The organism is Acidiferrobacterales bacterium (genome assembly GCA_028820695.1).
Classification (GTDB): domain Bacteria; phylum Pseudomonadota; class Gammaproteobacteria; order Arenicellales; family JAJDZL01; genus JAJDZL01.
On the sequence record JAPPIB010000006.1, the window covers coordinates 1 to 8,079 of the forward strand.

12 protein-coding genes are annotated in these 8,079 nt (G+C 44.9%); 11 read left to right on the forward strand and 1 reads right to left on the reverse strand.

Features of this window, described 5'->3' with window-relative positions; all coding sequences use genetic code 11:
* The 9 genes from OXI60_00845 to OXI60_00885 form a co-directional block, all read left to right on the forward strand.
* On the forward strand, positions 1-272 hold a 272-nt coding region (locus tag OXI60_00845; GenBank protein ID MDE0308368.1), incomplete at its 5' end, for a hypothetical protein.
* Positions 269-988: an IS1595 family transposase gene (locus tag OXI60_00850; GenBank protein MDE0308369.1), complete on the forward strand. Its 720-nt coding sequence runs from the start codon at positions 269-271 to the stop codon at positions 986-988. The genes OXI60_00845 and OXI60_00850, both read left to right, overlap by 4 nt.
* Before the next feature lie 37 nt (positions 989-1,025).
* Positions 1,026-1,508 (forward strand): DUF4065 domain-containing protein, encoded by a 483-nt coding sequence (locus OXI60_00855; protein MDE0308370.1) that lies wholly within the window; start codon positions 1,026-1,028, stop codon positions 1,506-1,508.
* Positions 1,498-1,848 carry a hypothetical protein gene (locus tag OXI60_00860; protein MDE0308371.1) on the forward strand — a complete coding sequence of 117 codons (351 nt, stop codon included), beginning with the start codon at positions 1,498-1,500 and terminating at the stop codon, positions 1,846-1,848. Before OXI60_00855 ends, OXI60_00860 begins: the two co-directional genes overlap by 11 nt.
* Before the next feature lie 24 nt (positions 1,849-1,872).
* Positions 1,873-2,184: a hypothetical protein gene (locus OXI60_00865; GenBank protein ID MDE0308372.1), complete on the forward strand. Its 312-nt coding sequence runs from the start codon at positions 1,873-1,875 to the stop codon at positions 2,182-2,184.
* 25 nt (positions 2,185-2,209) lie between these two features.
* The gene (locus OXI60_00870) at positions 2,210-2,989 is read left to right on the forward strand and encodes a site-specific DNA-methyltransferase (protein MDE0308373.1); all 780 of its coding nucleotides are present in this window, start codon (positions 2,210-2,212) and stop codon (positions 2,987-2,989) included.
* Positions 2,986-3,642, forward strand: coding sequence for an endonuclease domain-containing protein (locus OXI60_00875; GenBank protein ID MDE0308374.1), 657 nt, complete (start codon positions 2,986-2,988; stop codon positions 3,640-3,642). Before OXI60_00870 ends, OXI60_00875 begins: the two co-directional genes overlap by 4 nt.
* Before the next feature lie 250 nt (positions 3,643-3,892).
* Positions 3,893-4,888 (forward strand): DUF2806 domain-containing protein, encoded by a 996-nt coding sequence (locus tag OXI60_00880; GenBank protein ID MDE0308375.1) that lies wholly within the window; start codon positions 3,893-3,895, stop codon positions 4,886-4,888.
* Between the two features lie 92 nt (positions 4,889-4,980).
* A complete protein-coding gene (locus tag OXI60_00885) occupies positions 4,981-5,121 on the forward strand; it encodes a hypothetical protein (protein MDE0308376.1) in 141 nt (46 codons plus the stop codon).
* A 793-nt stretch (positions 5,122-5,914) separates the two neighbouring features.
* On the opposite strand, the gene OXI60_00890 is transcribed toward OXI60_00885, so the two are convergent.
* Positions 5,915-6,208 carry a hypothetical protein gene (locus OXI60_00890; protein ID MDE0308377.1) on the reverse strand — a complete coding sequence of 98 codons (294 nt, stop codon included), beginning with the start codon at positions 6,206-6,208 and terminating at the stop codon, positions 5,915-5,917.
* A 339-nt stretch (positions 6,209-6,547) separates the two neighbouring features.
* Between OXI60_00890 and OXI60_00895 the strand changes: the two genes are divergently transcribed.
* Both OXI60_00895 and OXI60_00900 read left to right on the forward strand, forming a co-directional pair.
* Positions 6,548-7,750, forward strand: coding sequence for a DUF4338 domain-containing protein (locus OXI60_00895; protein ID MDE0308378.1), 1,203 nt, complete (start codon positions 6,548-6,550; stop codon positions 7,748-7,750).
* Positions 7,747-8,079 (forward strand): hypothetical protein (locus OXI60_00900; GenBank protein MDE0308379.1); only part of this gene is annotated, 333 nt, incomplete at its 3' end. The genes OXI60_00895 and OXI60_00900, both read left to right, overlap by 4 nt.

The window sequence follows — 8,079 nt, forward strand, 5'->3', positions numbered from 1 at the left end:
ATTATACCGGCAGGGCTTTTCTTGTTTTTGACTTGTCTAAAGAGATTTCAGGGCACCAGGCAAACATTACCGCAAAGGGATATCACTTATTGAAATATTTCAGATGTTTCCCGATGATGTTGCAGGAGAACAATGGTTCGCCAGAGTTCGATGGCCTGATGGCGTACGGTGTCCCGTTTGTGGTTCGGAGAGAATCCAATCCAATTGCAAACACAAGACGATGCCCTATCGTTGCAAAGAGTATAGAACCTGCGGTAAGAAATTTTCTGTGAAAACGAATAGCATTATGGAGAGTTCAAACCTCGGTTATCAGGTATGGGCTATTGCAACCTACCTGCTGACTACTAATCTTAAAAGTGTGTCTTCAATGAAGCTGCATCGTGATTTGAAAATATCACAACCCGCGGCGTGGCATTTGGCTCATCGAATCAGAAAGTCGTTTGAGGAAAATGATCAGCCTTTTAACGGTATTGTCGAGGCTGATGAAACCTATGTTGGCGGGCTTGAAAAGAACAAGCATTGGGATAAGAAACTCAATGCCGGGCGCGGTGCAGTTGGCAAGAAAGCGGTTGCTGGTCTTAAAGACCGCGATACTAACCAAGTAACCGCCAAAGTCATCGAATATGCCAAGCGCAAAACCTTGCATGACTTCATTGGCGACAGTGTGGAGGAAGGCTCAACTGTATGTACTGACGACTTTGCGAGTTATCAAAACATGCAGGACTACGATCACCGAATAGTGAAGCATAGCGTTGGTAAGTATGTAGACGAAAATATCCACATCAACGGCATGGAATCATTCTGGAGCGTTTTGAAACGAGCTCACAAAGAAACATTCCATAAGATCAGTCACAAACACTTGAACAGGTATGTAACCGAGTTTGCAGGACGACATAATAATCGGCCGCTTGACACAATCAGACAGATGGAAAATATTGTCATGGGGATGCTCGGGAAAAAATTGAGATATAAAGATTTGGTCGCTTAAGTGATAAAGCCGAATAAATCAAGTGGAGTAGATGTCAATGAATAACAGGTCTCCTAAATCATGTTTGTCAGTAGCGAAATACATTCTCGATAAAGCGGAAGAACAAAATCGGATGTTAACCCCGATGAAACTAATCAAACTGGTGTATATGGCTCACGGTTGGATGTTGGGTCTGTATGGACGCCCCTTGTTTCTCGAAAATGCAGAAGCGTGGAAGTATGGACCTGTTATTCGTGAACTTTACCGTGAGGTAAAACAATATAGAAACAATTCAATTCCACCGTCACAGTTCAAACCGGCAGGTATTGATTTGAATTTTGACGAGGAGGAAACGAGTGTAATGGATCAAACGGTATCAGTCTACGGGAGATATAGTGCTATACACCTTTCGATGATGACACACGCTAAAGGAACGCCGTGGGATATTGCTTACAACGAAATTGGGCATGATTTTGTCATCCCCAACGATCTGATCGAAGAACATTACGCGAGTCTGTATGAATCAAACTATGAACGCTGATCATGGAAAATCGCTGCCTGACATTTCAGAAAAAGACGGGGGCACGTACGCAGATGCAAGCAAAGAGCGGTTGGATTTCGCAGATGAAAGTTTAGAAAGAGACGCAAGAAAACTACAACATAACCGAAGAGAAGGAATAAGAAAATGGGTGCATCGCGTTGCGGTATTTCTAATAATTCTTGCTGGTGTGATCCTGTCTCTAATGTTATTTACTTGGGCATGGCATGTTATGGCACCTTGGCCGTATTTATCGGAAGATAAATACGAGGAATTGAAAAACATGTTGTTTAGTGCTGCAATCGCAGCATTCGTGTCTGATTATGCAAAGAAAATGCTTTGAAGGAGGATCAAGTAAGGGTGAGAAATGAATAATGTTACCAAGATACAGACCGAAAGCAAGATGATTGAACGAGGAGATTGGGTATTTGTAGTTCCAAAATCTGACCACTGTTGGCTAAACAATTTTTACTCTGGTGAGATTCAGTCCGTGGACGATGAGGCTATCCGCTTGACGTTAATGGATTGGATTGTCGGTATGCCTGTTGGTGCAGACGTCTATGTGAGGAAATCAGATATTGCGATGATGTTTATTTTCGGTAGAGACCATCACAAGGAAACGTTTGGTCAAGAAGTCGAAAAGTGGGAAAGATTAGTCAAAAAGAACAACCCGAAATAGTTGATCAGATAATTGGACCAACGGAATGAAAGTTGACAGATTCATTGTTGGTGATGCTGTTGATATCCTTAGAAGTCGTTTTCCTAGTGAATTTGTCGACCTGACGGTAACCAGCCCTCCATATGACACTTTAAGGAATTACAACGGGTTTACGTTCGACCCGCGTTCTATGCTATCCGCAATCTATCGTGCTACAAAGCCAGGAGGAGTATGTGTGTGGGTTATCGGAGAAAAAATTAATGGTGGGCGTAGCTTATCGAGTTTCAATCACGCATTTATAGGACGTGATTGTGGTTTTACCGTCCATGATGTAATGATATATCAGAAAAAAAACACGCCTTTTCAACGTTCAAATGCATATACAAATTGCTATGAACTGATGATCATTTTTTCTAAGGGTAAACCTAAAACATTCAACCCTCTTAAAGAACCTACCAAACGACACGGGTGGGAAACCGCTGTTTCAAATAAAGGTCCGGACGCGGTAAACAGGAAGCGCCCTGTAAAACTGAAAAAAGAAAAGACTAAAAACAATATTTGGCAGTACGCTGTTGGACTCGGCGGGACAACATCCGACAAAATAGCATTTCAGCATCCGGCTGTATTTCCAGAAAAACTAGCTGAAGATCATATTCTGTCCTGGTCAAATTCTGACGAATTAATACTTGACCCAATGTGCGGAAGCGGGACCACATGCAAGATGGCGTACAAGAATAATCGAAAATGGATTGGCATCGATATTTCTCAAGATTACATCCGAATCGCAAATGATCGTTTAGCCCATGTTTCAACCTTAACCGCATGACTGCCCGTCGAGATGTACCAAAAAGAAGTGTCCCGGATTCAGTTGTTACTGAATGGGTTGAAATAATTGCAGATGGCCGTCTGGCGATAGTACAGCAGCGTACGAGTAGAGGGGTTCGAGTTAAGTTGCCTTTGGGAGGAAGAGAGTTGGTGTTGCCAATTCACACCACTCGCCCGTTTAAGCCAGAAAATTATCCAGTTCAACTCAGTGCCGCCAAGCGCAAGAAAATGAAACAAAATGGAGAAACACCACGAGACGAAATTGAAAAAGTCTGTAATCAGTGTTTCACAATCAAATCAGTTGAATGTTTTGCTGCTAACCAAACCAGAAAAGATGGCTCAACGATTTACCGACCTACTTGTATGGACTGCCGGCAAGGAGTTGATGGTGTTAGTAACCATGCAACCCGCAGAGATGGAACAATCCCCGAAGAGCCTAAGCTTGGAACGTTTTGGAAGTGTCCAATATGTGAGAAAGAAGGAATTGTCGGAGTAACGGTTAAACTTGTTCTAGATCATGGTCACCTTACAGGTGATGCTAGGGATTACATTTGCGATAGTTGTAATACTGGACTGGGACGTTTTAGAAATGGTAAAAACTTTCTTAAAACCGCTGTTATTTATTTGGAAAAATGGGAACCAGGCAAAGCATAATGAAATCTAGAAAGCTTAGAGAAAACCTACCGAACCGACCTGCGAATCAATGCCTTAGAATCAACAGGCTTCTTTAATTCTTTCGTACGCTGGTATGCCAAGGGAGCTATTTCAGTAATTTTGCTAGCGAGTCTCAATCTAGACGCACTGACCGTACAATGTGGTTCAGATTAGTTGATGACGGGAGTGCTCACCGTTGATCAGTTGAGGATCAGTAGTTGTACCGTAGACTATGCCTAAGGGCTTTAATGTGAGTGAAGATCCAAGTCGAAAAGAAGTAAGTGTGCGAGCGGCATTGACCGGCTCGAGCCTGTCGATCGCTGTGCGCTCGCGAGCAGTCTCAGTGCTAGACCGTCTATTGGGAGGATTAATAGGGATCCCTGCCGCATGGTTGGAGCGATACGAGGAACGCATTCGCAATCGAGTCAACCGAGAGTCTATCATCCAAGAGGCCGCGGCTTTTCGAATAAAGTCAGCTATCGAAAATGACGATAAGATACCACAAGTGGTGGCTGACATAGCACTTTCCTCAAGCCTTATGCCAGTTATAAACAAATTACGAGTTGTCGAAATAGCGATAGAACAACTATCTGGCAATGCAGCGAAGAATGAAGCAATAGAGGATGAACAAGATACCGGTGATGTCGACCAAGATTGGCTGAACTACTTCTCCAGCTACGCTGAAAGGGCATCATCAGAGGATATCAGGCATATCTGGGCGAGAGTGCTAGCCGGCGAGATACGACGGACGGGATCATTCTCGCTGTCGAGCTTACGGTTGCTCTCTGAACTGGACCAGAAAATGGCGACAACGTATCAAAATGCAGTTGAATACCGCCTCAACGGTAATTGCATTCTCAAACCGAAGAAGGAGGAGATGAAAGGTGAATTCCTATTGTCCCTTGCGTTCTTGGAAGAGGTAGGACTTCTTCAATCGATTGGATATAGTGGTGGTATGGTGCAAAAATTCCAACCAAACAGCGATGGGTTAGCCTACGTACAGGAGCAAAATCTGTGTCTTGTTATGAAGGTGCAAAATTTCGTTGAATTGCGAGTCATTCGATTGACTCGGTCGGGTAGAGAGATTGCTGGAATTTTACCACCAGCTGATCCGCTAAAGGTGCTTGATCGTATAGGGGCGGCGATTTTAGACCAGGTAGATTCTGCGGAAATTCGGCAAATAACTGGAGGAACCCGAACGGAGTTTTCGACCAGACTAATCAAGACATTGAAGCGGGAGCAGTGATTGAATCAACAGCTATTTCCGAGGAAAACTTGTCCGACAAAAACGTCTTTCGACTCCGACTACGCTGGATAAGACAAAAGGGATAGACAAACATGAAAACCAAGCAAAAGAACAAATCCTATCAAAAAGACCTCCGCATCGACTCACCCCCAGAAGTAGTGGCGGCTTCATTTTTTCGAAAACCCAAGCAGATAGGAAAATCAAAACTCACCAAGCAAAAGCAAAGCGCCTGATAAAAACGGCTAAGTATTTGAAAATTCATAAAGAATTTTGATATTCGCCACTATTCGCTATAATTCCCTAAAGTTACCCTTGTATACAAGAGTCATATTGTTTATCGGGGTGGTGATCGTATTCAATTATTGATCCTTAAAGTAGTCTCTTACGCCTGAAATCGCTAAAAGTACTACAAGGAAAAATTGAATTGAACTTATGAGGTGCTTCAGACTTTTGATGGTAGATTTCTTTAGATCAAAAATATCATCAAAGATATCTGTTCCAATAATCAAATTTAGGGTAGGCGGACCGACGATCACAATTGCTGCGAGTTTGATGTATTTATCCCAATTAATTCTTTTAATATTCATACTATTACTCCAAAAGTTTCATCTCGCTATGTAGCGAAGCAAGAATCAATATATCTGAACTGTCGCGGTAGGGAAATAATTACTACGTCCCCCCAGACCCGTGCTTGTACACTAATGCACACGGCTCCTACCTCAGGTGTTTGACGGCAAGCCGATAATCCGGCCATGGGTGCAAATAACAACAGGTGACCAGCAGAGACTCTGACAATGTGGTCAAGACGAGTGCAGCTGACACGGTCTCTTTGCGACCGTTTGCGAAGATTCTTCAGCCAGACCGCCTTAATACGGTGAGCAAAAGCATTGAGAGAGGCAAAACTGGTCGGTACGGCATAGTAGCCTAACCAACCCCGAATCATCTGTCCTAACCACCTGCCGACAACATAAACATCCTGATGCATCCGCCGCTGCAGTTCAACCTTAATGCGGTTCAGCGTTCGATTCACTCTTTTTGCAATCGGTTTGCGTCCCAGCCCGAACTTTCCACTCCTTGTCTTACGACAGTAATGCTTAAAGCCAAGAAAGTCGAAAGTCTCTGGACGACCTTCGCCACGAGCCGCGCGGTCTTGCCAAGCAAAACGTCCAAACTCGATCGTGCGGGTCTTATCAGGGTAAAGTTCACCGCGCTCAGTGCGTAGCATCTGTCATACACCTCAACAACCAACGGCCGGGCCAGCACCTTGAATTGGTCCGGATACAGATTCTCTGCCTGCCACAGATTGCGCGTGTCAATCACCGCCAAACTGTCTTGTCGATGCGACTTGTTGCGCAGCTGGTCACTGTCAAGACCGCGCGATCAAGGCGAAGCTTTACATGGCAAAGAAAACGCACGTTAAATTTACACACTCTCTATTTGTGGAAAATTACCGATTGTTGCCGATTTGGTAGTAGATAAAGTAAGTAAACAATTAACTACTCGGGTGGATTAAGGAGTCGCAGGTCCGAGTGAGTCATTATTTTACGTATTGTCGCGGGGTGTTTGCCAGGGCGATTTTATTATCTGAGTAAGTCAATGAGAATAAAAAAATAACGTTCAAAGCGGGACATTTTGCTTTGGACTTGCTAATCTATAGCCATGTTCGGGCGTGTCACAGCATCCAAAGCCTATCCGCCGCAACTGAATCTGCAACTGATCAGCCGCACGGAACAGGCGCAATTCGATGATTTGATGGAAAAATATCATCGCCGCGGCGCATTGCGCCGCATCGGTCACGAACTGCACTATGTAGTCAAACACGAATCGAAGTGGATTGCGTTAATAAGTTTCTCACCAGCGGCTCTTAAATCCAATGCAAGAGACCAATGGATCGGCTGGCCACAACAGTTGCGTACAGACCGACTGAGACTGATTGCGAACAATTCCCGCTTCTTAATTCTGCCCGGACACCACTACCCGAACTTGGCTACTCGCATTTTATCAGGGTGCCGAAAAAGATTGGTAACAGATTGGCAGGAGCAGTTTTCCAAACCTGTGGTGATGCTCGAGACCTTTGTCGACAGCGCGCACCACCGCGGTACCATTTACCGCGCCGATAATTGGGTGTTGGCGGGCAAAACCCTTGGCTACAAGCGCATTTACGGTGGATACAGTCAAACGCCCACAGAGTCGCATAAGTTCGTGTTTGTCAAACCTTTGCTTCGTCATGCGAGGCGCATCCTGTGTGCGCCTCAGCTGCCGGATGCCTATTGCGTAGGAGTTGAGAAGATGAATCTGAATGCAAACGATTATTGTTCGCTGTATGAGTATTTTGATGCGGTTGATGATTTTCGAAGCGAACAGGGAAAGCGCTACAGTCTTGCCTGTGTTCTTTCGCTGATTGCGGCAGCGACATTAAGCGGCGCGCGCGGTTACAAAGGGATATGGATTTGGTGTGATGGGCTGTCGCAGGCGAATCGTCGTCATTTCCGCTGTTTTTATGCAAGAGGCGAGCGTCACGTTCCATCGATCACAGTAATCCGCAACGTGATCATGAAAGTCGACCCGGAGCAGTTGCAAAAGCAGATCAATAATTTTTGCAGCAAACACTTTGGCACGAACGACAAGGAAGCGGTTGCGGTCGATGGCAAGACGCTATGCGGTTCTGGAGGTGACAATCAGCGACAGACTCCCGTAATGAATATTGTCGGTCACCAAAGCGGTCATGTGTACGCAAAAAAAGTAGGCACCTTGCCAGTGAATGGTTACGAGGAGGAAAAGCAATCGAATGAAACAATTTTTTCATCCCCACCGTCAAGCAGATGGATCTGTCGGGGCGGATGGTGTCTCGCGATGCGATGAACACGCAAGTGAAGATTGTCGAATATCCCGTTGAGCAAGGCGCTGATTATCATTTTACAGTTAAGGGAAACCAACCCACTTTGTTGGAAGACGTCACAGCTTGGTTTGAACTGGAAGGCAAAAACCGCGAACCCGACTATACCGAGCCGTATGAAAAAGGCCATGGAAGAATCACCCGCAGGCAGATCTGGATAACCGACACTTTGAATGACTATGTCAAATTCCCGCACGTCAAACTTGTCTTTGCGGTGAACAGACAAGTTCGCTACATCAAACTTGACAATCGAAACGGATTTGATGAGGATGCCTGTCAGATTCGAAGCGGGCAT

Coding starts and splice junctions, on each gene's coding strand:
- OXI60_00895 (MDE0308378.1), top strand. CDS start 6,548: ATGTTCGGGCGTGTCACAGCATCCAAAGCCTATCCGCCGCAACTGAAT.
- OXI60_00870 (MDE0308373.1), top strand. CDS start 2,210: ATGAAAGTTGACAGATTCATTGTTGGTGATGCTGTTGATATCCTTAGA.
- OXI60_00875 (MDE0308374.1), top strand. CDS start 2,986: ATGACTGCCCGTCGAGATGTACCAAAAAGAAGTGTCCCGGATTCAGTT.
- OXI60_00860 (MDE0308371.1), top strand. CDS start 1,498: ATGAACGCTGATCATGGAAAATCGCTGCCTGACATTTCAGAAAAAGAC.
- OXI60_00865 (MDE0308372.1), top strand. CDS start 1,873: ATGAATAATGTTACCAAGATACAGACCGAAAGCAAGATGATTGAACGA.
- OXI60_00855 (MDE0308370.1), top strand. CDS start 1,026: ATGAATAACAGGTCTCCTAAATCATGTTTGTCAGTAGCGAAATACATT.
- OXI60_00885 (MDE0308376.1), top strand. CDS start 4,981: ATGAAAACCAAGCAAAAGAACAAATCCTATCAAAAAGACCTCCGCATC.